The following is a 22854-nucleotide window of genomic DNA, read 5'->3' on the forward strand; positions in this document are numbered from 1 at the left end:
ATGGGATGAAGGGTGCCCTAACCGGCCGCCGGTGTCACCGGGGTTTGGTGGCGAGGACATACTGACCCTGACCGGTGATCGTCTGCTCGATGTCGACCAGCCCGGCCGCGTGTAGGCGGTCGACGATCTCGTGGTCGTCGAAGATCCGGTATCCACCCAGCCCGGCCAGCGGTCGTACACCCGGCAGAGAGGTGAGCCGTGTCGTCACCGACGTGAACACGACGATCTCGCCCCCGGGTCTGGTCACCCTGGCCAGTTCGTCGACGACGGGCAGCGGATCGGGGATCAGGTACAGCGCCGCCAGGCAGGTCACGACGTCGAATGTGTTGTCGGCGAACGGTAGTGCGTGCGCATCGCCGCGCAGGAACGCAGCCCGCGCCACCGCATTGGTCTGCGCAGCCCGCGCGAGCATCGGTTCGGAGAAGTCGATCCCGATGCAGCGACCGTCGCCGGTGAGTCCGTCGGCGATCTCGCGTGTGTAATTGCCGGGGCCGCAGGCGACATCGAGGACCAACCGGTCACCGGGGCGGGCGAGGTAGGCGCGTAGTGCGCGGTCGAAGTCGGCGGTGGAACGGCCACCGAGGCTGAAGAGCCGGGTGAAGGTCGGCCGCCACATGTGTTCGTAGATCTCGGCGAAGTACTCGTTGCGCATCAGTCGCTGCGCGATCGACTCCATCTCAGGACCGGGTGTCGCGCTGGACGCGCAGCGTGTGGATGGTGGTCGCGAGGCTGTCGTATTGACCGACGAGCAGGGTGAACCCGATGAGTTTGCGCTCGTCGAGGTGCCGGGACAGCGCCTGCCATGCGATGTCGGAGACGTCCTTGGTCTCGACGAGTTCGTCGACGGCCCGCAGGATCGCCCGTTCACGATCACCCCACCCGGCGTCGGGACCCGCCAGGATCCGGTCGAACTCGTCGGCGGTGATCCCGGCGCGTCGTCCGAGGCGCCGGTGATGGTCGAGTTCGTAGTCGCAATGTCGCAGGTGGGCCACCCGGATGATCACCATCTCGGAGTCCTTGCGCGACAACACGCCGAATGGCATGAGGCGACTGCTGAAGTGGAGCCAGCCGCGGAACAACCCCTTCGCGCGCCCGAGGGTGGAGAAGATGTGCGCGTCGTCGACACCCATGACGCGTGCAGCCCCTCGCGCGAAGACGAAATTGACCGGCCCGAGCTCCCGGAAACCACCCGGTGCAACGCGAGGTGTGCCCATGGGCCCACGGTAGACTACGCGGACTATGACGCACACCACACGGACGTTCACCAGTGTCGACGAACTGAAGGCCGCGATCGGCGAGGACCTCGGCTCGGGCGAGTGGCTCGAGATCACCCAGGAACGAGTCGACGCCTTCGCCGATGCGACCGGCGATCACCAGTGGATTCACGTCGACCCCGAGCGTGCGAAGTCCGGTCCGTTCGGGACGACCATCGCCCACGGGTACCTGACGGTGTCGCTCCTGCCGATGATCGCGGGGAAGATCTTCACCGTCGAGGGCCCCAAGCTGGTCCTGAACTACGGCATGAACAAGCTGCGCTTCCCGAACCCGGTGAAGGTCGGCGCCCGCATCCGCTCGAACGCGGTGATCACCTCGATCGAGGAGACCCCCAAGGGCGTGAACATGGTCGTCACCAACACCGTCGAGATCGAGGGCGAGGCGAAGCCCGCGTGCGTCGCCGAGAACCTTCGCGTCCTCGTCTTCTGACCAGGGCGGCTCCTCGACGCTCAGCGGCGGCACTCGTCGACGGCCGGTTCGCCGCGTAGCCGGCGGTCGAGCCAGTCGAGGGCGACGGGGAAGCCGAGCAGCGCCGCGCTGACGTGTTCACCGAAGACCTCGCGGTAGGCCATGACCGCACCGAGGGCGCACTGTTCGCGGTAGAGGGCGCGGGCGCCGGCCGCGGGTATCCACCACTCGTGGGTCCCGTGGTAGATCAGCAGCGGGATCACCGAGGCGCGGTAGGCCATCGCGGTCAGCCGATAGATCCGCTCGGCGGTCGGCGACCGGAACGGGTCGGGATCACTCGAGAGCAACTGCATCGGCAGGAAGGTGCCACCGGCCACCGCCTCGGGGATCACGCACACGTTCTTCAACGGCGACGACGCGAGCCAACGCGCGGGCCGGTTCGCGAGGGCCAGGATCTCCGGGCGCTCGCGCGCGATGCCGACGGTGGCCGCGTGGAACAGGCCGGTCGCGAGGTTCGCGTTCATGCTCCCGACCAGCATGCGGAAGTCGGCCGGGACACCGCCGAGAGCCGCGCCGACGATGCGGTCGGTGAGCTCGCTTGCGTACTCGCCCAGTAGTTTCGCCGCACCGTGGGTGGCGATGGCACCGCCCGAGTACCCGGTCATGGCGATCCGACTGCGGCGCAACAATTCCGGGCGCACGTGGAGGGCCGCGCGGACGGCGTCGAGAATCACGTGCCCGGCGAGTACCGGCTCCGCGTAGGCCATCCGGGGTCCCTGGTGGTCGGGCACGAGCACCGCATAGCCCTCGTGCAGCGCCAGCTGGGTCGTCGGCGGGATCAGGTCGGTGACGCCCGTCGCGATGGAAAACCCGTGCGCGAGTGTGTATCCGGGTGTGCAGGCGGCACCGAGTGAGTCGATCGGCAGGTTGTTCACGAGCATCGGCGTCGGTGCCCTGGCCGTTCGACGCGGGACCAGCAGGGTCGCGGTGCCGAAGATCGGCGCCCCGACGGCATCGGTGCTGCGGAACTTGATCAGCGTCGCCGATCGGAGCGGTACCGTCACCACCGGCCCGGCGTCGGCGGTGACGTCGCGGGTGGCGATCGCGTCTCCCGGGGCGCGTGAATCCAGGTCGGCCGGCCACCGGTCGAACATCGGGTCACCTGTCGGGGACGGCAGGATGGATTCGCGCAATTCGAGTGCGCGGTGGTCGAATCCGTCGGCCCGCGCACGAGGCGGGATCGTGCGAAGCCGAGGAATGGGCGGCGGTGGCACCGCACGGTCGATGGCGCCTGCGACGGGCGGCGGCAGCGGCATCATGTTCGGCGGGTCCGCGGCCGATGGCCCGGCGGACAGCGAGCCGACGGCGGCCACCAGCAGCGCGGCCACCAGCAGCACGGCGACCACCACCACGGTGGCCGTCCGCACCGCCCGGCGTCGAAGCGCGTGCCGGGTTCTCGTCATGGCGGTGCCTCCGCGTCGAAGAGCGCTTCGTCGGTGACCTTAGAACAGTCGACCCGGCGCGGACGTCCGTTGCGCATCGATGGTCGCCGCGCCGAGATGTAACCGTGATGTGCGGCGCGATAGGCGGTTTCGCGTGTCACCCGACCGGACTACATGGGTGCCGCCATGGATGGTCGCTCCCGCGTGGGCCGTCGTCACCGACTAGCATTGGCGGAGGTCATCGCGGTTCGAGTCGTCAGAGGTGCTGCCGGGGGGCGGGCGACTCGACGATGGCCGAGGTGAGACGGGAGGTTGGCGATGCCGGCCAGGGGTGTTCTTCGACGATCGGTCCGACGCGCAGCGGTCGCGGTGACGGCGACGTGTGCCGCCGTGGCGCTCCTCGCGGGCCCGACCGGGACGAGTGGTCCCGCCGACGCCGAGCCGCCCAATCTCACCGCGGTCCCGCCACAGTTGCCGGCGGACCTCGACGGCCTGATCCCGGCGCCGCCGGTCGCGAAGCTGTCGCGCATCCCGGAACGGTCCCGGATTCCCGGCGCCTCCCGTGAACTGCAAGAACTGCGCGAGGCGATCATGCCGTCGCCCAGTGGCGACCGGTTCTTCGACCACTGGCCGGCCGGTCTGGCCGCGCGGACACCCGGTGAGGTCCTGACCACGCGGTCGGTGACCCGGGTGGCACAGCCCCTGGTCTTCGTCCCGCTGCGATCGGCGCGGCAGGTCAAGTTCCGGACGACCGACGCTAACGGTGCCCCGATGTTCGGCACGGCCACCCTGCTGGTGCCGGCCAAGGCCTGGACCGGGCGGGGAGACCGCCCCGTCCTGGTCAACAACTCGCCGATCGTCGCGCTGGGCACCAAGTGCACGACGGGCTTCACCTACGCGCACGGTTTCACCAACAACACGAACGAGACCGATCTCATCCCGCCGTTCACCCAGCTCGCGTTGGACCGGGGTTATGCGGTGCTCGTGCCCGACCACACCGGGCCCCGGATGGCCTACGCCGAGCCGTATGTCGCGGGCCACGTGATCCTCGACTCGTTGCGCGCGGCCGGCGCTCTCGACCCGGCGAACTTCGCCCGCGGACCGGTCGCCATGGTCGGCTACTCCGGCGGGGCGATCGCCACCCACGGCGCGGCCAAGCTGGCCGCGAAGTATGCGCCCGACATCGCCGGGCGGTTCGTGGGGGCGGCCATCGGCGGGGTGCCCGCCGACTACCGGACACTCGCCGGCGCCATGAACGCGAACCTCGCGTCCGGGGTCTTCCACGCCGCGATGCTCGGCGTCGCCCGAGAACGGCCCGAGGTCCTCCAGATGTCGAACCATCTGGCGAGATGGCTTGCGACGTCGGAGATCCGCAACATCTGCACCGATGACATGGGCAACCTCGGGATCGCTCACCTGCCGACGCAGCTCCTGTCGACCGACCCCGATCCGTTCCACTCCGCGATCGCCGAAGAGCTCTTCGAGGTCACGTCCATGTCGGATCTGAAGGCGTCGATGCCATTGCTGATCTACCACGGGCGCTACGAGTGGTGGGTTCCCGCAACCCAGGCACGGGCGCTCGCCGCCCAGCAGTGCGATCTCGGTGCGACGGTGACGTACCGGGAGTACGAGGCCGAACACGTGACGGCGGCTGCGGTCGGGTTCCCGGACACCGCGACCTGGCTCGACGAACGTCTGCGCGGAGTGCCCGCTCGGGACGAGTGTCGATGAGTTGTGCTGCGGCCCTTCGTGGCTCGTCGACCTCGACGCGCTCCTTCGTCGCTTGCTCGGCCCGGGGGCTATCGCTCCTCGCACCTCAGGGAGCAGAGGGGGGTGGATCAGGGCGCGGCGGGGCGCGTTTCGGTGAGGCTCATGTACGGCGAGACGCTGCTGGTGTGTTCGTCGATGCGAAGTGACGCTCCGACTGCGGGGAACGCGCGCTGGGCGCAGTTGGTCCGCTCGCACACCCGGCAACCGGCGCCGATCGGTGTGACATGCGCCTGCGGTCCGATCTCCAGACCGTCGGAGTAGATCACCCGCGCGGCGTGGCGCAGTTCGCATCCCATGCCGATCGCGAAGGTCTTGCCGGGCTGTCCGTAGCGGGTGGCGCGGCGTTCGACGGTGCGCGCAACCCAGAAGTAGTTCCGGCCGTCGGGCATCTCGGCGATCTGGGTGATGATCTTGCCGGGGTAGGCGAATGTCTCGTAGACGTTCCACAGCGGACAGGTGCCGCCACTGGACGAGAAGTGGAAACCGGTGGCGGACTGACGTTTCGACATGTTCCCGGCTCGGTCCACGCGCACGAACGACCAGGGGATGCCCCGCAGGTTGGGCCGCTGCAGCGTCGAGAGGCGGTGGCAGATCGTCTCGTAGGAGACGGCGTAGAAGGCCGAGAGGCGTTCGATGTCGTACCGGAAATCCTCTGCGGCGCCGTGGAATTGGCTGTAGGGAAGGACGACTGCGGCGGCGAAGTAGTTCGCCAGACCGAGAAGTCCCAGCGCCCGGGCGTCCTCACCGCTGAAGTTCGCCTCGTCGACCAGTTTGTCCAGGAGGTCCTGGTACTCGAGATAGCAGAGCTCGCTGGCGAGTTTGAACGTCCGCTGACCTGCCGAGAGCGACGCGGAGAACTCCAGACGCCGGGCCTCGCGGTCGAACCGGTGCAGGGTGTAGTCCCCGAGGTCGACGCGGCGCACGATGCTGATGCCGTGGACGCTCTCGATGCGGTTCATGATCTCGCGCCGGATGTCGGCGGAGTGCATCCGCATCCGGGTCGTCATCTCCTCGGCGACGACATCGAGTTCGTGAATGTAGTTGCGGCGCTGGTAGAAATAGTCCCGCACCTCCTCGTGCGGCGCGCTGATGGTGCCCCGCATGCTGCGGTCGCCCCGCTCGTCGGTCGCCGCCGCGAGCTGATCGGTGGCGACCCGGTAGCGGCGGTGCAGGTTCACCATCGCCTGGGCCATCTCGGGATGCGACGCGACCATCGCGCTGAGCCCTTGGGCGTCGAGTGCGCCGGGGGAGGCCTCGAGGTCGTCGTCGAGCAGCGCCTCACGCAGCTCGGCGACCAGCCGGACATCGTCCTGGCTGTCGAAGAACCCGGCGTCGACGCCGAAGGCCTCGGTGATCTTGGACAGCACCGACGCGGTCAGCGGACGGGCATCGTGTTCGATCTGGTTCAGGTACGACGCCGAGATCGACAGGGTCTGCGCGAGGGCAACCTGCGACAGGCCGCGCTCGGAACGCAACTGGCGCAACCGCGAGCCCACGTAGGTCCTGCTCATCGTCCACCTCCCGGACAGGTGCTGCCGCGTCGCGCGTCGTTCCCAGGGTACGGTGACCGCGTGCTACCCCTCCTCGGCCGACGCCGCCCGCCGGTAGCGCTGGCCGCGTCGATCGTGGCAGTGGCGCTCGGCCTCGCGGGGTGCGCGGGCGACCCGGGGGAAACGACGGCTCCCCGCGGTCCCGCCGATCTCGTGCTGTCCGAAGCCCAGCTGCCGCCGGGGTACACCTCCGCCCCGCTGTCGGTGGTGGATCTCGTCGCCGGGAACCGGGCCGCCATCGACGCCTCCCGATCGGTGCGCGTCACGCCCGAGTACTGCCGGCCCACCTCCGACGCCGCGCTCAACGACCAGCTGACCGCCGACAACTCGGCGGTGCTGGCCGCCCGTGACGGAGCGACGGGCACCCTCGTCGAACTGGTCACCACCGCATCGCGCGACATCGACGCCGACCGGCTCACCACGACCGGCCGCTGCTCTCGGACCACGACGGAGATCACCACCGGCAACCTCGCGGGCAGTCGGGTGCTCACGGTGTACACCGAACTGCCCCAGCCGGAGATCGACGGCGGGTTGCTGCCAGGGGAGCAGATGCTGCTCACGCGATCCGACGTCACGACGACCCTGCCCGATGGCGGTGTCCGGCGGCAGATCGGGTTCGCCGGGTACGCCGTGCTCGACCGGCCGGCATCCGGGCCGGTGACGATGCAGCTGACGGTGTCGGGTGCGACCACCCGTGCGAGCGATCCGCCGGCCATCCCGGTGGAGCCGATCGAACCGTCGGTGTTCGCGGATCTCTTCGAGACCGCCGTCGAGCGCGTCACCACACCCTGACGGCCGCCGTCCGCTGTCCGCGGACCGTGCCGCACTGGTGTGATGGACATCACTTTCGGGTATCCGGCCGTCGAGGTCGGGGTCCGAGGGCCTCCGAGACCACGGATCGGCTCGACTACTCGTGAGTAGAAAATCCCAGTACGGACGTACTTTTTGGCGGAAGTAGACCCTGCGTTCACAGAACTATATTTGCAAACTTTGCAAACAGGTGGCGAAAAATAACCCATATTTACACGCTTCGAGGGTTGGACCTGCGGGTTTGTGTTGTGGCACCCTTGCTGCAGGCACCACCGATACCACGTCGACGGGTTCGCAAACTTCGGCCGAGACTGACGCCGATCGCGATCACACACCCCAGACGAGGACATCGGCTGTCTGTCAGCAGAGAGGTTCCGGCGGCGCGCCGGGCCGTCGCCCCGATCCGGTCCCCGGTCGGGACGAGCAGGACAACGAAAGCGAAGCAGCCAATGAGCAACGTCGGAAAGCCCCGTACCGCCGCGGAGATCCAGCAGGACTGGGACACCAACCCGCGCTGGAAGGGCATCAAGCGCGATTACACCGCCGAGCAGGTCGCCGAGCTCCAGGGCTCGGTCGTCGAGGAGCACACCCTCGCCCGCCGCGGCGCCGAGATCCTGTGGGACGGCGTGACCAAGGGTGACGGCAGCTACATCAACGCCCTGGGCGCTCTCACCGGTAACCAGGCCGTGCAGCAGGTCCGCGCCGGCCTGAAGGCCGTGTACCTCTCGGGTTGGCAGGTCGCCGGTGACGCGAACCTGTCCGGCCACACCTACCCCGACCAGTCGCTCTACCCGGCCAACTCGGTCCCGAGCGTCGTGCGTCGCATCAACAACGCGCTGCTGCGTGCCGACGAGATCGCCCGCGTCGAGGGTGACAACTCGGTCGACAACTGGGTCGTGCCGATCGTGGCCGACGGTGAGGCCGGCTTCGGCGGCGCCCTCAACGTCTACGAACTGCAGAAGGCCATGATCGCCGCGGGTGCCGCCGGTACCCACTGGGAAGATCAGCTCGCGTCGGAGAAGAAGTGCGGCCACCTCGGTGGCAAGGTGCTCATCCCCACCCAGCAGCACGTCCGCACCCTGAACTCGGCTCGTCTCGCCGCCGACGTCGCCGGTGTCCCCACCGTCGTGATCGCCCGCACCGATGCCGAGGCCGCGACGCTGATCACCTCCGACGTCGACGACCGCGACAAGCAGTTCGTCACCGGTGAGCGCACCGCCGAGGGCTACTACCACGTGAAGAACGGCATCGAGCCGTGCATCGAGCGTGCGAAGTCCTACGCGCCCTACGCCGACATGATCTGGATGGAGACCGGTACCCCGGATCTCGAGCTGGCCCGCAAGTTCGCCGAGGCCGTCAAGGCCGAGTACCCCGACCAGCTGCTGTCCTACAACTGCAGCCCGTCGTTCAACTGGAGCAAGCACCTCGACGACAGCACCATCGCGAAGTTCCAGAACGAGCTGGGCGCCATGGGCTTCACCTTCCAGTTCATCACGCTGGCCGGCTTCCACTCGCTGAACTACGGCATGTTCGACCTGGCCTACGGCTACGCCCGCGAGCAGATGTCGGCGTTCGTCGACCTGCAGAACCGCGAGTTCAAGGCTGCCGAGGAGCGCGGCTTCACCGCCGTCAAGCACCAGCGTGAGGTCGGCGCCGGCTACTTCGACAACATCGCCACCACCGTCGACCCCAACACCTCGACCGCTGCTCTCAAGGGCTCGACCGAGGAAGGCCAGTTCCACTAGGAACTCGCCACCTTTGTGATCTAGGCGAACCAGGCAGGCGGTCCGCGGCTTTCGCTGCGGGCCGCCTGTTGGCGTATCCCGGGCTCGACGCGTGCCCGGAGGGTCACCCATGTTCTTGCGAAATCGGTTCTTGCCGAGGACGTTTTCACCCGAGGAGCCGACATGACAAACCAGAAGATCTCCCGCGTCGGCGTGGTGGGGGCGGGGCAGATGGGCGCGGGGATCGCCGAGGTGTGCGCGCGGGCCCACGCCGACGTGCTCGTCTACGAGCACAGCCGAGAACTCGTCGTCGCCGGTCGCGCCCGGATTCTCCGATCACTCGATCGCGGTGTGTCGAGCGGCAAACTGACCGAACGCGAACGCGACCAGGCGTCGATGCGACTCCGCTTCACCACTGACCTGGGCGACTTCGCCGATCGCCACCTCGTGTGCGAGGCCGTCGTCGAGGACGAGGTGGTCAAGACCGAGATCTTCGCCCAACTCGACAAGGTCGTGACCGACCCCGGGGCAGTCCTGGCGTCGAACACATCGTCCATCCCGATCATGAAGCTGGGCATGGCAACCCAGAACACCGCCCGCGTCATCGGCATGCACTTCTTCAACCCCGTACCGGTTCTCCCGCTGGTCGAACTCGTCACCACCCTGACGACCGCTCCGGAGATCGTCGAGCGCGCCGAGACCTTCGCCCACGACGTGTTGGGCAAGCAGGTGGTCCGGTCGGCCGATCGATCCGGATTCGTCGTGAACGCTTTGCTGATCCCGTATCTGCTCTCATCCATCCGGATGGTGGAGAGCGGTGTCGCGACCGTCGACGACATCGACAAGGCCATGGTCATCGGGTGTGCGCACCCGATGGGTCCCCTCAAGCTGGCCGATCTAGTCGGACTCGACACGATCAAGGCCATCGCCGACCGGATGTACGAGGAGTTCAAGGAGCCGCTCTACGCACCGCCTCCGCTGCTCTTGCGCATGGTCGAGGCGGGGCGACTGGGCAAGAAGGCCGACGACGGCTTCTACCGGTACGCCTGATCGACGCCGGTCCGGCGGGCCCTCTGGGGTGACGTGTGTCACGAGTGTTAGCAAGATGCTTGCATTTGCTAGCACAGCGTGGATACTGGTTATCGGAAACACCAATACCGATGGCGCCGCGGTTCCCTTATCTCGCGCGGTGTGAGCCGAATCGAATTGGCTTGCAACACCGACCGTTTCGAGGCGGCAGGCGACGGATTGTTCCGACATGCGCCCGGCGAAGTCGCCGAGATCAACGAGACCGCATGTGCTGCAGCGCGATTGGTGACCCGACCGAAGGAGTCCACTGTGACCACCACCGAACGTAACTACGCCCCCCTCTATGCCGCCGTCGGCGCCGGCGACTACGCCTTCGCCCAGGTGACCGAGAAGCTGACCGAACTGCGTGAGCGCACCGAGGCTGCTGCCGAGACCGCCCAGTCGCGTCTCGAGGCCCGCTACGCCGAGACCAAGACCCTGATCACGGATCTGCCCGAGGCCGCCCAGACGCGTTTCGACGAGGCCAAGACCCGCATCGGCTCGCTGTCCGAGGAGGTCCCGAGCGACCTCGACGAACTGCGTGGCAAGCTGACCGCCGAGGAGTTCAAGCGCCTCGCCGACCCCTACGTCGAGAAGGCCTACGGCTTCTACACTTCGCTCGCCGAGCGCGGCGAGGCCACCCTCGAGCGCCTGCGCACCAAGCCGCTCGTCCAGGAGAACCTGTCGCGCGCCGAGAAGGTCTACAACGACGCCGTCGACCTGACCGAGGACGCCCTCGGCGTCGTGTCGACCCAGACCCGCCTCGTCGGTGATCGTGCGGCGAAGCTCGCCGGCCGTGCGAGCGAGCAGGTCGAGGACGTCGCCGTCGCGATCGAAGAGGCCGGCAGCAGCGTCAAGGAGCAGGCCGACGACGCGGCCAAGGAGATCGACGGCGCCGCAGGCACTGTCGAGGCCAAGGGCCGTGCCGCCAAGGCTTCGCCGGCCAAGAAGGTCGCCGAGGCCAAGGACACCCCGGTGCCGGCCGTGAAGAAGACCGCCGCCAAGAAGGCGCCGGCCAAGAAGGCCCCGGTCAAGAAGCCGACCACCGCGAAGTAAGTCGCACACAGTCGCATCCGGCAACGCCCCCGCTTCCGGCGGGGGCGTTGTCGTGTGTGGGGGGGGGGGCGCCTTTGTCTCGGGACGAGGTCCCTGTCTCGCGGTGGTGTTTCCGTCCCGCTGATGAGATCTGATCAGCGGGAGGGAAGCGGGACCGCGGGAAGGTTGGGGAAAACCCGATGGAGCCGAAACGCCCTCCGCTGCGTCGAACAGAGATGACCAGCTACCCACTGGACCGCTACGGTCTGATCCGTCGCGGCGCCGCACTCGATGCGGCCTTCTCCGACAACCTGCTTGCTGCAGCGGTATCCGCCGGGGACCTGATCCGGCTCATCCCCGGCGTCTACGTGCCGGCATCCGACGACTTCGCCGGGCACGAAGGCGACCAGGAGTTGCACCGCCTCAAGTCTGTCGCGATCGCCACGTCACAGCCGGCGAGCGCACCACAGTTGCCGCTGAGTCACGTCTCGGCCGCCGCGGTGCTCGGCATTCCGCTGCTGAAGCCCGCCACCGAACGCGTCCACGTCACCAACGGCAAGAAGGCCGGCGGATTTATCGCGACGCATCGTCACGTCCACGCCGCCACCCTGACGGCAGACGAGCTCGCCGTCGTCGACGGAATACCCGTCACCAGAATCGAGCGAACCGCTGTCGATGTAGCAGCCGGGGGCGACTTCGCACAGGCCCTCACCGCCTTCGACCAGGCACTTCGAGCAGGCGCCGATCGTGAGCTCATGGGGCGGATCCTCACCTCTCGTCGTCGGCAGGGGGGCAGAGTGGCTCGGCGTGCGCTGGCACTGGCCGATGGGGCGGCCGAAAGTGTCGGCGAATCGTGGAGTCGGGCGCAGATGATCGAGGCCGGCCTGCCGGCTCCACGACTGCAACACGAGTACTGTGGGCGGAGCGGCGTCTACCATGTCGACTTCGACTGGGAGGCGAAGCTCGTCGGGGAGTTCGACGGCATGGTCAAATACGGCCGCCTCCGGCCATCAGGGAAGACCGTGGCCGATGTCGTACTGCAGGAGAAGCTGCGCGAGGACGAGATCCGCGCGCTGGGCCCCGTCGTCGTGCGCTGGACCTGGTCGATGCTCGAGGACGGATCCTTCATCGGCCTGCTCCGGCCATGGCTGGAAAAGTTCGAGTTGATGAGCTGAGTCCCGCGGTCCCGCTTCCGTCCCGCTGATCGGATCTCATCAGCGGGACGGAAACAGCACCGCGGGAGCGAGACTCCGCGGCGGGTGCGGTCAGGGCGTCCGGATGGTGAGGACCGCGAGCGCGCCGTCGTCGCTGCGGTAGGTGTGCGGAACGTCGGACAGCCAGTGCAGGGATTCGCCCGGTCCCGCCGCGCGTTCCTCGCCGGCGCGACCGGCCCGGAGATGGCCGCTGACGACATGTACGTGCTCGATGACGCCGGGCCCGTGCGCGGGCGACTCCCTGGTCCCGCCCGGGCTGACGCGCAACCAGAAAACCTCGGTGACCGAGCCGTCGTCGTGATGCTCGACGTGGAGCACCCGGGCGGCGAGGTGGGGGCCGGCGCCTTCGACTCCGGATTCCTCGCCCAGGAGGGCGGACAGCGGCACGCCGAGCGGACCGGCAATGGCGTACAGCGTGTCGAGGGTCGGATTTCGTTGTCCACTTTCTAGTTCGGACAGCGAACCCTTGCCGATCCGCGCTTCCCGGGCGAGGCCTGACAAGCTCAGGCCCCGCTGCTTTCGGATGGCGGAGATCCGGGCCCCGACCGCGCGTCGTCGATCCTCGCCGGGTGTCATCGTCCTCGTCTCGTTCCCGTCGCTGCCGACAACCACTGTTCTGTTTACGGAACGATACCGCTATGCTCGCGACCTGACCAGTCCCGCGCCGCCGGCTCGCAGTGAGCCGATCATCGCCGGAGTCGTCACCTCGCTTGTTGGTTTCACCTCGTCGTTCGTCGTGGTGGTCACCGGCTTGCGGGCCGTGGGCGCCAGTCCGGCACAAGCGGCGTCGGGTCTGCTCGTGCTGACGATTCTGTTCGGACTCGGATCGATTGTGCTGTCGCTGCGCACCCGCCGACCGGTGACGCTGGCGTGGTCGACCCCGGGCGCGGCACTCCTCGTGTCGGCGGGTGCGTCCTACGACGCCGGGTGGACGGCGGCGGTCGGGGCGTTCCTGGTGGTGGGGTTGCTGATCCTCGCGACCGGACTGGTCCCCGCACTCGGCGAACTCATCGGCCGGATTCCGACGCCGATCGCCCAGGCCATGCTGGCCGGCGTGCTGCTCACCCTCTGCCTCGCGCCGATGACGTCGCTGGCCGCACAACCGTGGTCGACACTTCCGATCCTCGTCGTGTGGCTCCTCGCGATGCGGTGGCTGCCTCGGTGGGCGCTGCCACTGGCGCTGGTCACCGCGCTGGTCGTGATCGGGGTCAACCTCGCCGTCGAGGGATACGACGGCTGGGCGGGTGAGACGTGGTGGCCGCAGTTGGTCTGGACGACACCGACTTTCGACGCGACGGCGATCGTTGGACTGGCGGTCCCGCTCTACATCGTCACCATGGCCTCGCAGAACGTTCCCGGGGTGGCCGTGCTCAAGTCCTTCGGCTATGAGACGCCCTGGCGTCCGGCGATGTTCGTGACCGGCGTGGGAACCGTACTCGGAGCGCCGTTCGGCGGGCACGCCATCAACCTCGCGGCGCTGTCCGCGGCACTGGCCGCGGGTCCGGAGGCGGGCGCCGACCGATCACGGCGATGGATCGCCGGTGTGGCGACGGGGTCGACGAGCCTCGTACTAGCGGTGCTGTCGGGTGCGCTGGTCGTCGTCACGGCGATCGCGCCGGACGGACTGCTCGAAGCCGTTGCGGGACTTGCGCTCCTGGCCACGTTCGTGGCCGCGATCATGGGGGCGTTCGAGAAGCCGGAGTTCCGCATTCCCGCGGCACTGGCGTTCGTGACCGCGGCCGCGGGCGTCACCTTCGGGGGGATCGGTGGCGCGTTCTGGGCGCTTGTCGTCGGGCTGGCGGCGCACGGGGTGCTCAGTCGGCGCCCGATTCTAGCTCCCTGATCCGAAATAACCGCATAACCCCTGGTCCCTGAGGTGCGAGGAGCGCAAGCGACGAGCCACGAAGGGCCTGGCGAGGCGAGTTGCGAAGACCCTAATGGGGGTGGATCGGCGTCCTGCAGGGGATGCTGGTTTGTGTGAGCCTTCCCGGCCGGTGACCACTCCGAGACCCTGAAACGGTGTCGGATTTCTACACGAAGACCGTGGCCTGGCCGGGTAAGGATCACCCGCTAGAACGCTTCTGGGATGTCGTGCCCCCTGAACCATGTGGGGTGAGCACTGATCCATTAGGCCGCGTCAAGGGTGATCACCCCAAGGTTCACACCGACGATCGATCGAGACGACCGAAGACGAGGTGAACGACCGACATGATCTGTGTGGGCAACGACTGGGCGTCGGATCATCACGACGTGTGCGTGATGGATGAACACGGCACCACCCTGGCCACCCGCCGACTACCCGAGAACGCGGCCGGCGTGACGGCGATGCATGACCTGCTCGCCCGGTTCGCCCACGACCCCTCTGAGGTGGTGGTGGGGATCGAAACCGATCACGGCATGTGGGTCGCCGCCCTGGTCGCCGCGGGCTATCAGGTGTATGCGATCAACCCGTTGTCGGTGTCGCGGTACCGCGACCGCCACCATGTCGGGGGCACCAAATCCGATAAGGCTGACGCGAAAACGCTGGCTGATCTGGTGCGGACCGACCGGCACAATCATCGATTGGTCGCCGCCGACACCGTCGAGGTCAAGGCGATCACGGTGATGGCCCGTACGCATCAGAATCTGGTGTGGGCGCGCTCAGCACAACAGAACGTGTTGCGCGCTCAACTGGGCGCCTACTATCCGGCCGCGGTCGATGCCTTCGGCGGCGACCTCGCCCACAAAGACTGCCTGGCGGTGTTGCGTCGCGCTCCCACCCCACGACAGGGAGCGGCACTGACGGTCGCGGCGATCCGATCAGCTCTGAAAAAGGGTGGCCGCCAACGCAATACCGATACCCGTGCCCGCGAGATCCAGCAGGCCCTGCGTGGGGGCGGTCATCTGAGCGCACCGGAGGCACTTACCGCAGCGTATGCGGCGACCGTGACCGTGACGGTGAACATGCTGACGACGCTCAACACCCAAATTGATCAACTGGAAACCAGTATGGCCCAGTCTTTTAGAGCGCATCGCCGACGCCGAGATCTACCTGTCCATGCCCGGAGTCGGTGACATCACCGGCGCCCGGATGCTTGGCGAGTTCGGGGACGACCCCGAACGCTATGCCACCGCCAAGTCTCGCAGAAACTATGCCGGCACCTCACCACGGACCATCGCCTCAGGCAAAGGGCACGTCGTGCTGGCCCGCCATATCCGCAACACCCGCCTCAACGCCGCCGCCATGGCGATGGCGCAAAGCGCGCTGACCGGCAGTCCCGGCGCCCGCGTCTACTACGACAGCCTGCGAGATCAGAAGAAGTCCCACCCCCAAGCCTTGCGTGCGCTCGCCAACCGGCTCATCGGCATCCTCCACGGCTGCCTCAAACACCGCACCCTCTACAACGAACACACCGCCTGGAACCACCGCGCCAACCTCGCCGCTTGACACCTTGCACCCCTGGGATGTCTTCGTGGCTCGCTTCGCTCGCACCTCAGGGACCAATAAGTGTGTGGCTCTTTCGGATCAGGGACCATTTGGTGTGCGGCTCTTTCGGATTGGGGAGCGGAATTCAGTCCGCGGCGGCGAGTCGTCTCTTCTCGGCCTCGACGTCGAAATCGGCGGCGGGCCAGTCGAGGTCGAGGCGAGTGAGCGCGTCGATGAGCAGTTCGCACACCGCGAGGCGCGCGAACCACTTGCGATTCGACGGGATGACGAACCACGGCGCGGAGTCGCGGTCGGTCAGGTCGAAGATGGCCTGATATGCCTCGAGGTAGTCATCCCAGTGACCGCGTTCGTCGACATCGCCCGGGTTGTACTTCCAGTACTTGTCCGGTCTTTCGAGGCGCGCGGCGAGGCGGCTCTTCTGTTCGTCCTTCGACACCACGAGGCAGCACTTCACTACGGTGGTCCCGCCGGCGACGAGTTCGGACTCGAACTGGTTGATCAGGTCGTAGCGTTTCTCCCACACCGACTGCGGGACGAGGTCGTGCACCCGGACGGGCAGGACGTCCTCGTAGTGCGACCGGTCGAAGATCCCGATCCGGCCCGCCGGCGGCAGGGCGCGGTGGATGCGCCACAGGAAGTCGTGCTGCAACTCTTCTTTCGTGGGTTTGCCGAACCCTTTGATCGACAGACCCTGAGGGTCCATCATCCCGCCCACGTGGCGCACGATGCCGCCCTTGCCGGCGGTGTCCATGCCCTGCAGCACGAGCAGAACCGAGCGGTGGTCACCGGCCCGGCCGTTGGCGTACAACAACTCCTGGAGATCGGCGAGAACCTCGCCGCGCTGCGCGAGCAACTCCGTGCCGGAGGCCTTGTCGCCGTCGAAGCCCGGCGTCGTCTCCGGGTCGAACGACGCGATCGGCCCGATGGCCCCGACGCGCAGGGCATCGGCGGCGGGAGTGGTCCAACCAGCGGTCATGGGGTCCTCTCGGGGTCGGATGCGGGCGCCGGCTCGGCCGGGGGTGGGAACAGCGGCCCGCCACCGAACGCCGTGCGATGTGAATCCGGCGGCGTGCCATCGTTGTTCACGATCCCATAGGCGGAACCGAGTTCGGCGGTGACGAGCGTGCGGCCGCTGAGGTCGGACAGCCCGGGATCGGCCGCCAGCCGGGAGATGACCCGGCCGACGAACTCGGGGTCCTCCGCGCGGGCGAGCGAGAAACCGGCGAATTCGTCGACGCCCAGCGACAGCAACAGCTCGGTGCGGATCAGGCCGAGCCACAACGAGATCGAGCTGACGCCGGTGCCCCGCAGTTCCACCGCAATGTCCGCGGCCATCTTGTCCAGGGCGGTCTTGCTCATCCCGTACAGGACCGAGTGCAGATGGCCGCGCGAGCCGAACGACGAGATGTTGGCGATGAGCCCGCGGCCGGCGTCGGTCATGAGCCGGGCCGCGTGCACCGAGGCCACGTAATGCGCTCGCAGTCCGACGCCGATCAGGGTGTCCCAGTCGTCGACCGGTCGCTTCCAGAACGGGTCGGAGAACCTGCCGAAACCCTTCGGCGCGGCCCACGCGTTGTTGACGAGAAGATCCAGACCGCCTGCGCCGGTGGCGATCTCGTCGAACACCGCGGCCACCGCGGCGTCGTCGGTGTGATCGCAGGGCAGCGCGCGGGCGCCGTCGGGGCCGGTCCCCTGTCGCGACGTGACATACGTCGTCCACCCGTCGTCGATGAGCGCACGAGCGATGCCGTACCCGACGCCGCGACTGCCGCCGGTGACGAGAGCGACGCGCGTCATCAGGCGCCGGGGGTCCCGGAGGCGGGATCGGCGGGCAGGGGGTCGGCGGGTGGGGGATCGAAGAGCGCAGGCGGCGCTGCCAGGAACTTCTCCCGGGACCCGTTGACCTGCCAGACACCCACGACCGCGCTCCAGACCATCATGGTCAGATAATCCACGACTTCGTCGGCGCTGAGGGTGCGTTTGGTCATCCACCAGTCCACGACGTGCTGGATACCGCCCACGAGCGCGTGCGACCAGAGCTCGGCGCCGGTGGTGTCCGCGCCGCGTTCGGCCATCCGCAGCTGGATGTTGCCCATCACCAACTGGGTGACCAGTCGCACCGAATCGGCGGGCGCCGGAGAGGAGGTGGGCGAACTGGCCAGGGCGAACCGGTACAGCTGCGGTTCGTCGTCGACGGCGTGCACGTACACCCCGATGATGGTGTGGGTGAGCGTGTACTCGTCGAGATCGTCGGCGATCGCCTCGGTCAGTCGCGGGTAGATCGTCGTCTCGAAGAACCGGACCGTCGTCGCGACGCCGAGGTCACTCTTGTCGGCGAAGTAGCGGTACAGGACGGTCTTGGAGACGCCGATGTGGGCGGCGATCTCGTCCATTCCGACGTCGGCGCCCAGTTCACGGACCGCGGCGATGACACCGTCGGTGAGTTCGGTGCGTCGGGCGAGCTTGTGCTTCTCCCACCGCTGTTTGCGACCGTCGGGTTTGGCGCCGGTCTCGGCGACCGACTCGGTGACCGTCGTCAGGACCTGTTCCAGCCCGCGCGTCACGTTGGCCGCGGCCGCCACTGCGGCGCGCGCGGCCGCGGCGGGATTCGGGCGGTTGGCCATCACGCAGCCAGCGTAGTCGCTCGATGGGTGACACTGGTTCCATGGCATCGACAGTCATCCCAGGAGTCGCCGGTCAGCACGACGGTCCGCCGGCCACGGCGTCCGCGCCCGGATTCGGCGGGAACAGCGCCGGCGACGAGGGCAGACGCAGGGACCTTCGCAAGATGAAAGCGGTGGCCACCGGCTTCCTGGTCTTCGCCGCGATCGTGTATCTGTTCACCCGCTACCTCGAGCATCGCGACGGCGCCGACGTCGCGGCCTGGGTCGGCTACGTCCGCGCGGCCTCCGAAGCCGGGATGGTCGGCGCGCTGGCCGACTGGTTCGCGGTGACCGCCCTGTTCCGCCACCCGCTGGGCATCCCGATCCCGCACACGGCCCTGATCCGCAAGAAGAAGGACGACATCGGCGAGCAACTCGGCGGCTTCATCGAAGAGAACTTCATGACGCCCGATGTGGTGGTGTACCGAGCCGAGCAGCTGGATCTGCCCCGACGGTTGTCGACGTGGGTGGCCGACCCGCGCAACGCGCCGCGGGTGAGTGGCGAAGCCGCCCGAGCGATCAAGCTCGCCGCGGAGATGCTGCGCGACGAGGATGTCGAACAACTCATCCAGGCCGCGTTGAAGTGGGCGGCCGAACCCCAGTGGGCGCCGCCCACCGGCCGCATCCTCGAACAGCTGATCGCCGAGGATCGTCTGGAGCCGGTGTTCCAGCTGCTGTGTGACCGGGCTCATGAATGGGCGGTCGGCAGCCAGGATCTGATCGATCGGGTCGTGGACCGGGACGGACCCCAGTGGACGCCGAAGTTCGTCAACAGTCTGGTGGGGGACCGGATCTACCGCGAGCTCGTCGACTTCACCTACAAGGTGCGAGTGGATCCCGATCACGAATTACGGCGTGCCATGCACGAATTCGTGGAGAAGTTCGCCGACGATCTGCAACACGACCCCGAGATGATCGCCAAGTTCGAAGCTCTCAAGCTCGAACTGGTGGGACGCGACGAGGTGACCGGCGCGGCCTCGACGGCGTGGCAGACCGGTAAGGCCGTCATCGAAGAGATGCTGTCCGACCCGAACAGCACGCTGCGGAACACGTTGTCGGACGCCATCATCCAACTGGCGGAACGTGTCCGCGACGACCGGCCGCTGCAGGAGAAGATGAACGGTTGGGTGGCGCGGGTCGCGCACCACGTCGCCGCGAACTACTCACAGGAGATCATCTCGGTCATCACCGAGACCGTGCGTGGTTGGGATGCCGATGACACGAGTCGCAAGATCGAACTACAGGTCGGCCGCGACCTGCAGTTCATCCGGATCAACGGCACCGTCGTCGGCGCACTCGCTGGGCTCGTCATCTACTCCACCTCGGTGCTGATCTTCTCCTGACGCATCGTTTGCGGCGTCGAATCGGGAGTTTGCTGTGTGCTTGCACGGGCTAGCGCTGGTGTTGATACTGGGAGAACGGGCCGAGAGTCGGACACATCGCCGAACGTCGGGCCCCACCATGAGAACGGAGCGTTGATGCAGTCCGAGAACGGTGAAGCGTCTCCCGACGCGGACGAAACCTCGGTCGCCGACTCCGCCGCAGCGGGTGAAAGCTCCACTGCTGACCGCGTTTCCGGCGTCGAGGTGGCCGGCGACGACCCTGATTCGACGACCCCCATCGCGGTGGAGGCGGTCGAGGCCGTCGCCAACGCGGCCCAGGACATCGGTGCGTTCATCCGGTCCCAGCGGGTCGCGGGCAAGGTCTCGCTGCGCCAGCTCGCCGAGCGGGCGGGCGTGAGCAACCCCTACCTGAGCCAGATCGAACGCGGCCTGCGGAAACCGTCGGCGGAAGTGCTCGCCCAGATCGCCAAGGGTCTCCGCGTGTCGGCCGAGGTCCTGTACGTGCGGGCGGGGATACTCGAAGAACGGCCCGCGAGCCCGGTCCGTGATGCTCTCATCGCAGATGACTCCATCAACGAACGCCAGAAGCAGATGTTGCTGGAGATCTACGAGTCGTTCCGGAAAGAGAACACGATCGAGTCGACCGGCAAGGAGTAGTTGATGAGCGAGAACCCGTTGACCACAGCCGTGGGGCAGGTGGCTGCCTTGCTCGCAGACGTGCGTGAGCGCGGCGAGGCCGCGAGCGAGCAAGCCCAGACAAAGCTCGTCGAGACCGTCGGGTCGACCCAGGCGAAGGTCGCCGACGCGCAATCCAAGATCGCCGAGACCGTCGAGAACACCCAGTCGAAGCTGGTCGAGACGGTCGGTTCGACACAGTCCAAGCTCGAGGCGCGGATCACCGGTTCGCGGGACGACGCCCAGGCCCGGATCGACGAGGCGCTCGCCACGGCACTGGCCATCTTCGAGGACGCGAGGACCAAACTGTCGGCGCTGCCGGTCGAATTGCCCGCCGAGATCGAGGATCTGAAGGCGCGGTTCTCCCCGGAGGAACTGCGCAAGGTGGCCGAGGCGTACCTCGCGGTGGCCGCGGGACTGCTGACCGCGCTGGCGGAACGACGCGACGAGGCGGTGGAGAAGCTCAAGTCACAACCGCTCGTCGGCGAGAACCTGCCGAAGCTCGAGAAGGTGTACAACGACGCCGTCGGTCTCACCGAAGACGCGCTGGGGACGATCTCCGAGCAGACGCGGGCGGTCGGCGAACGTGCGCTGAAGCTGGCGAACCGGGCCGACGATGCGCCCCGCGACGAGAAGCCACGCACCGAGCCGCCGGTGAAGTCGGAAGGCGACATCGTTCCGCCGGCGAAGGCCGCGACGAAGGCGGCACCGGCGAAGAAGCCGGCACCCGCCGAGAAAGCCGCGGTCACGACGGCGCCGGCCAAGGAAGCGGCGAAGAAGGCATCGCCGGCGAAAGAAGTGGCGAAGAAGGCCCCGGCGACGAAGACTCCGGCGACCAAGGTCCCGGCCAAGAGTTCGCCGGCCAAGAAAACCCCGGCCAAGAGCGCTCCGGCGAAGAAGGCGGCGGCAAAGGAGGCGGCGACGAAGACGGCGGCGCCGGCCAAGGCGCCCGCCAAGAAGGCCGCCGCCGTCAAGGGTCCGGCCGAGCGGGCTGCCGCGAAGGCCGCCGCCAAGAAGGCCCCGGCGAAGAAGACCCCGGCAAAGAAGACTCCGGCGAAGAAGGCTGCGACCACACAGACCGCGGCCAAGAAGACCCCGGCGAAAAAGGCCGCCGCGAAGCAGACCCCGGCCAAGAAGGCTGCTGCCAAAAAGGCCCCGGCGAAAAAGGCGTCTCCCGGCGCCGAATGATCGTCGACGGGCCGGGTGACCGCACCGCGTCGTAGGGTGTCGCAGCAAACGGCACTCGCGCGACTACAGTGTTCGACGTGGACTTCTTCAGCGTAATGGCCTACGGCCAGAGTCTGATCATGCTGACCCTCACGGTGGTCGCGGGCATCGCCTCGACCGTCGCGCTCATCCACGCCGCCATCCAGCGGCCCGACGCCTTCCCGGCGGTGGATCGGCAGAGCAAGGTCATCTGGGTCTCGATCCTCGCCGCCGCGACCCTGTTCATCTGGTTCTTCGGTGCGGTGAACTTCCTGGGCATCATCGGAGTGGTCGCGATGCTCGTCTACCTCGTCGACGTACGCAAACGGGTCGACGACATCCAGGGCAAGTCCTGGTTCAGCAAAAGGGCCTGACGCATCGTGGCGGAGTATCGGATCAACGACCTGGCGGAGGCGTCCGGGGTCAGCGTTCGCAACATCCGGGTCTATCAGGACCGCGGACTGTTGCCGCCGCCCACCATTCGCGGACGCGCCGGTTGGTATTCCGACCAGCACCTCGTCCGGCTGAACCTGATCTCGCGCATGCTCGAGCGCGGTTACACCTTCGCCACCATCAGTGAGCTGCTGCACGCGGCGCATCACGGCATGCGGGTGGAGCAGATCCTGCGCGGCACACCGAAGGGCGGCCGGTTCCGCAACTTCAAGCGCGCGGCGACGATCACCATCACCGAGTTGCGCAAGACGCTGAACGCCAGCGACCGGTCGATCGCGCTCAGCCAGAAGCTCGGACTGCTGGCGAAGGACGGCGCGCACTACGCGATTCGCAACCCGGAATTGCTCGAGGGGGCCGAAATCCTGGTCAAGAGTGGGGTCGACATCGATGTCCTGCTCGACCGGTGGGTCCGCGTTCAGGAAGACCTCGAAGATGTCGCCACCAGCTTCGTCTCGATCATCACCGACAAGTACTTCGACGAGAACCTCCCCGACCTGGGCGAGGCCGGCGTCAGCGAGATGGCCGACCTCATCCAGACGGTTCGGCCCATCGCCCACGAGATCGTCGAGACGACGTTCCGCAAGGCGCTCGACGAGCAGATCTCCAAGGCGATCGGGGAGGCGGCGACCTACTTCGACGCCGAGGTGCCCCCGCCGGTCCTGCCCGCCGACGAGGAGTCAGAGCCGGCACAGGCGGACTGTGAGACAACGGACGTTGGTACATTGAACCCCGAGACGGGGCGCTGAGCCGGATTCGGTGCCTTGCAGAGGACCAGTGAGGTCCTCGACAGG

At 67.6% G+C, this 22854-nt stretch carries 21 protein-coding genes and 1 pseudogene; 14 read left to right on the forward strand and 8 right to left on the reverse strand.

The genetic code is table 11. From position 1 onward, the window contains the following. Positions 1-34: 34 nt before the first annotated feature. Entirely contained in the window at positions 35-676 is a 642-nt protein-coding gene (locus LEL84_RS18285; protein ID WP_226512393.1) for a class I SAM-dependent methyltransferase, read from the reverse strand. Between the two features lies 1 nt (position 677). Next, complete coding sequence (locus LEL84_RS18290; protein WP_058251283.1) at positions 678-1214, reverse strand: carboxymuconolactone decarboxylase family protein; 537 nt, start codon at positions 1212-1214, stop codon at positions 678-680. A gap of 25 nt (positions 1215-1239) precedes the next feature. Here LEL84_RS18290 and LEL84_RS18295 point away from each other — a divergent pair, with 25 nt between their 5' ends. After that, complete coding sequence (locus LEL84_RS18295) at positions 1240-1704, forward strand: MaoC family dehydratase (RefSeq protein WP_058251282.1); 465 nt, start codon at positions 1240-1242, stop codon at positions 1702-1704. Between the two features lie 20 nt (positions 1705-1724). Here LEL84_RS18295 and LEL84_RS18300 read toward each other — a convergent pair whose 3' ends face one another. Further along, positions 1725-3002, reverse strand: coding sequence for a lipase family protein (locus LEL84_RS18300; RefSeq protein WP_413466989.1), 1278 nt, complete (start codon positions 3000-3002; stop codon positions 1725-1727). Positions 3003-3443: 441 nt separating this feature from the next. On the opposite strand from LEL84_RS18300, the gene LEL84_RS18305 reads away from it, so the two are divergent. Continuing rightward, entirely contained in the window at positions 3444-4856 is a 1413-nt protein-coding gene (locus LEL84_RS18305) for a lipase family protein (protein ID WP_226512395.1), read from the forward strand. A 107-nt stretch (positions 4857-4963) separates the two neighbouring features. Here the strand turns inward: LEL84_RS18305 and ramB are convergent, their stop codons facing one another. Next, the gene (ramB, locus tag LEL84_RS18310) at positions 4964-6406 is read right to left on the reverse strand and encodes an acetate metabolism transcriptional regulator RamB (RefSeq protein WP_058251281.1); all 1443 of its coding nucleotides are present in this window, start codon (positions 6404-6406) and stop codon (positions 4964-4966) included. Between the two features lie 60 nt (positions 6407-6466). On the opposite strand from ramB, the gene LEL84_RS18315 reads away from it, so the two are divergent. The 5 genes from LEL84_RS18315 to LEL84_RS18335 all read left to right on the forward strand — a co-directional run bounded on the left by LEL84_RS18315 (position 6467) and on the right by LEL84_RS18335 (position 12257). Further along, a complete protein-coding gene (locus LEL84_RS18315) occupies positions 6467-7237 on the forward strand; it encodes a hypothetical protein (protein WP_058251420.1) in 771 nt (256 codons plus the stop codon). 467 nt (positions 7238-7704) lie between these two features. Continuing rightward, positions 7705-9000, forward strand: a complete 1296-nt coding sequence (gene aceA, locus LEL84_RS18320) for an isocitrate lyase (RefSeq protein ID WP_058251280.1) — start codon at positions 7705-7707, stop codon at positions 8998-9000. A 162-nt stretch (positions 9001-9162) separates the two neighbouring features. Next, a complete protein-coding gene (locus tag LEL84_RS18325; protein ID WP_159370043.1) occupies positions 9163-10029 on the forward strand; it encodes a 3-hydroxybutyryl-CoA dehydrogenase in 867 nt (288 codons plus the stop codon). A 288-nt stretch (positions 10030-10317) separates the two neighbouring features. Further along, positions 10318-11103 (forward strand): heparin-binding hemagglutinin, encoded by a 786-nt coding sequence (locus LEL84_RS18330; protein ID WP_159370044.1) that lies wholly within the window; start codon positions 10318-10320, stop codon positions 11101-11103. Between the two features lie 215 nt (positions 11104-11318). Then, positions 11319-12257 (forward strand): hypothetical protein, encoded by a 939-nt coding sequence (locus tag LEL84_RS18335; RefSeq protein WP_226512396.1) that lies wholly within the window; start codon positions 11319-11321, stop codon positions 12255-12257. A 90-nt stretch (positions 12258-12347) separates the two neighbouring features. Here LEL84_RS18335 and LEL84_RS18340 read toward each other — a convergent pair whose 3' ends face one another. Then, a complete protein-coding gene (locus tag LEL84_RS18340) occupies positions 12348-12872 on the reverse strand; it encodes a helix-turn-helix domain-containing protein (RefSeq protein WP_226512397.1) in 525 nt (174 codons plus the stop codon). A gap of 73 nt (positions 12873-12945) precedes the next feature. Between LEL84_RS18340 and LEL84_RS18345 the strand changes: the two genes are divergently transcribed. Together LEL84_RS18345 and LEL84_RS18350 are read left to right on the forward strand one after the other, a co-directional pair. Further along, positions 12946-14139, forward strand: coding sequence for a benzoate/H(+) symporter BenE family transporter (locus tag LEL84_RS18345; protein ID WP_226514352.1), 1194 nt, complete (start codon positions 12946-12948; stop codon positions 14137-14139). A gap of 365 nt (positions 14140-14504) precedes the next feature. Beyond that, a pseudogene (locus LEL84_RS18350) lies at positions 14505-15723 on the forward strand (IS110 family transposase). Between the two features lie 124 nt (positions 15724-15847). Here the strand turns inward: LEL84_RS18350 and LEL84_RS18355 are convergent. Genes LEL84_RS18355 through LEL84_RS18365 form a run of 3 tightly spaced genes read right to left on the reverse strand, consistent with a single transcriptional unit; the run spans position 15848 to position 18347 of the window. Beyond that, positions 15848-16699, reverse strand: a complete 852-nt coding sequence (locus LEL84_RS18355) for a polyphosphate kinase 2 family protein (protein WP_165630621.1) — start codon at positions 16697-16699, stop codon at positions 15848-15850. Then, on the reverse strand, positions 16696-17520 hold the full coding sequence (locus LEL84_RS18360; protein ID WP_226512398.1) for an SDR family NAD(P)-dependent oxidoreductase: 825 nt from the start codon (positions 17518-17520) through the stop codon (positions 16696-16698). Before LEL84_RS18360 ends, LEL84_RS18355 begins: the two co-directional genes overlap by 4 nt. After that, complete coding sequence (locus LEL84_RS18365) at positions 17520-18347, reverse strand: TetR/AcrR family transcriptional regulator (RefSeq protein WP_175401099.1); 828 nt, start codon at positions 18345-18347, stop codon at positions 17520-17522. The genes LEL84_RS18360 and LEL84_RS18365 overlap by 1 nt, the downstream gene beginning before the upstream one ends. Positions 18348-18388: 41 nt before the next feature. Between LEL84_RS18365 and LEL84_RS18370 the strand changes: the two genes are divergently transcribed. The 5 genes from LEL84_RS18370 to LEL84_RS18390 all read left to right on the forward strand — a co-directional run bounded on the left by LEL84_RS18370 (position 18389) and on the right by LEL84_RS18390 (position 22809). After that, positions 18389-19729: a DUF445 domain-containing protein gene (locus LEL84_RS18370; protein ID WP_226512399.1), complete on the forward strand. Its 1341-nt coding sequence runs from the start codon at positions 18389-18391 to the stop codon at positions 19727-19729. Between the two features lie 135 nt (positions 19730-19864). Further along, positions 19865-20386: a helix-turn-helix domain-containing protein gene (locus LEL84_RS18375; protein WP_226512400.1), complete on the forward strand. Its 522-nt coding sequence runs from the start codon at positions 19865-19867 to the stop codon at positions 20384-20386. A gap of 3 nt (positions 20387-20389) precedes the next feature. Further along, positions 20390-21592 carry a heparin-binding hemagglutinin gene (locus LEL84_RS18380; RefSeq protein WP_226512401.1) on the forward strand — a complete coding sequence of 401 codons (1203 nt, stop codon included), beginning with the start codon at positions 20390-20392 and terminating at the stop codon, positions 21590-21592. 68 nt (positions 21593-21660) lie between these two features. Further along, complete coding sequence (locus LEL84_RS18385; RefSeq protein WP_058251270.1) at positions 21661-21984, forward strand: DUF2516 family protein; 324 nt, start codon at positions 21661-21663, stop codon at positions 21982-21984. 6 nt (positions 21985-21990) lie between these two features. Beyond that, positions 21991-22809: a MerR family transcriptional regulator gene (locus LEL84_RS18390; protein WP_226512402.1), complete on the forward strand. Its 819-nt coding sequence runs from the start codon at positions 21991-21993 to the stop codon at positions 22807-22809. Positions 22810-22854: the final 45 nt, after the last annotated feature.

Origin of the sequence: Gordonia sp. WA4-43 (assembly GCF_020520305.1) — a bacterium.
Taxonomy (GTDB): Bacteria; Actinomycetota; Actinomycetes; order Mycobacteriales; family Mycobacteriaceae; genus Gordonia; species Gordonia hongkongensis.

Excerpts from the sequence above, each read along its gene's own strand:
- LEL84_RS18285 (WP_226512393.1), bottom strand. The coding sequence starts at position 676 with ATGGAGTCGATCGCGCAGCGACTGATGCGCAACGAGTACTTCGCCGAG.
- LEL84_RS18295 (WP_058251282.1), top strand. The coding sequence starts at position 1,240 with ATGACGCACACCACACGGACGTTCACCAGTGTCGACGAACTGAAGGCC.
- LEL84_RS18375 (WP_226512400.1), top strand. The coding sequence starts at position 19,865 with ATGCAGTCCGAGAACGGTGAAGCGTCTCCCGACGCGGACGAAACCTCG.
- ramB (WP_058251281.1), bottom strand. The coding sequence starts at position 6,406 with ATGAGCAGGACCTACGTGGGCTCGCGGTTGCGCCAGTTGCGTTCCGAG.
- LEL84_RS18370 (WP_226512399.1), top strand. The coding sequence starts at position 18,389 with ATGGCATCGACAGTCATCCCAGGAGTCGCCGGTCAGCACGACGGTCCG.
- LEL84_RS18365 (WP_175401099.1), bottom strand. The coding sequence starts at position 18,347 with ATGGCCAACCGCCCGAATCCCGCCGCGGCCGCGCGCGCCGCAGTGGCG.
- aceA (WP_058251280.1), top strand. The coding sequence starts at position 7,705 with ATGAGCAACGTCGGAAAGCCCCGTACCGCCGCGGAGATCCAGCAGGAC.
- LEL84_RS18290 (WP_058251283.1), bottom strand. The coding sequence starts at position 1,214 with ATGGGCACACCTCGCGTTGCACCGGGTGGTTTCCGGGAGCTCGGGCCG.
- LEL84_RS18340 (WP_226512397.1), bottom strand. The coding sequence starts at position 12,872 with ATGACACCCGGCGAGGATCGACGACGCGCGGTCGGGGCCCGGATCTCC.
- LEL84_RS18305 (WP_226512395.1), top strand. The coding sequence starts at position 3,444 with ATGCCGGCCAGGGGTGTTCTTCGACGATCGGTCCGACGCGCAGCGGTC.
- LEL84_RS18380 (WP_226512401.1), top strand. The coding sequence starts at position 20,390 with ATGAGCGAGAACCCGTTGACCACAGCCGTGGGGCAGGTGGCTGCCTTG.
- LEL84_RS18300 (WP_413466989.1), bottom strand. The coding sequence starts at position 3,002 with ATGATGCCGCTGCCGCCGCCCGTCGCAGGCGCCATCGACCGTGCGGTG.
- LEL84_RS18360 (WP_226512398.1), bottom strand. The coding sequence starts at position 17,520 with ATGACGCGCGTCGCTCTCGTCACCGGCGGCAGTCGCGGCGTCGGGTAC.
- LEL84_RS18325 (WP_159370043.1), top strand. The coding sequence starts at position 9,163 with ATGACAAACCAGAAGATCTCCCGCGTCGGCGTGGTGGGGGCGGGGCAG.
- LEL84_RS18355 (WP_165630621.1), bottom strand. The coding sequence starts at position 16,699 with ATGACCGCTGGTTGGACCACTCCCGCCGCCGATGCCCTGCGCGTCGGG.
- LEL84_RS18335 (WP_226512396.1), top strand. The coding sequence starts at position 11,319 with ATGACCAGCTACCCACTGGACCGCTACGGTCTGATCCGTCGCGGCGCC.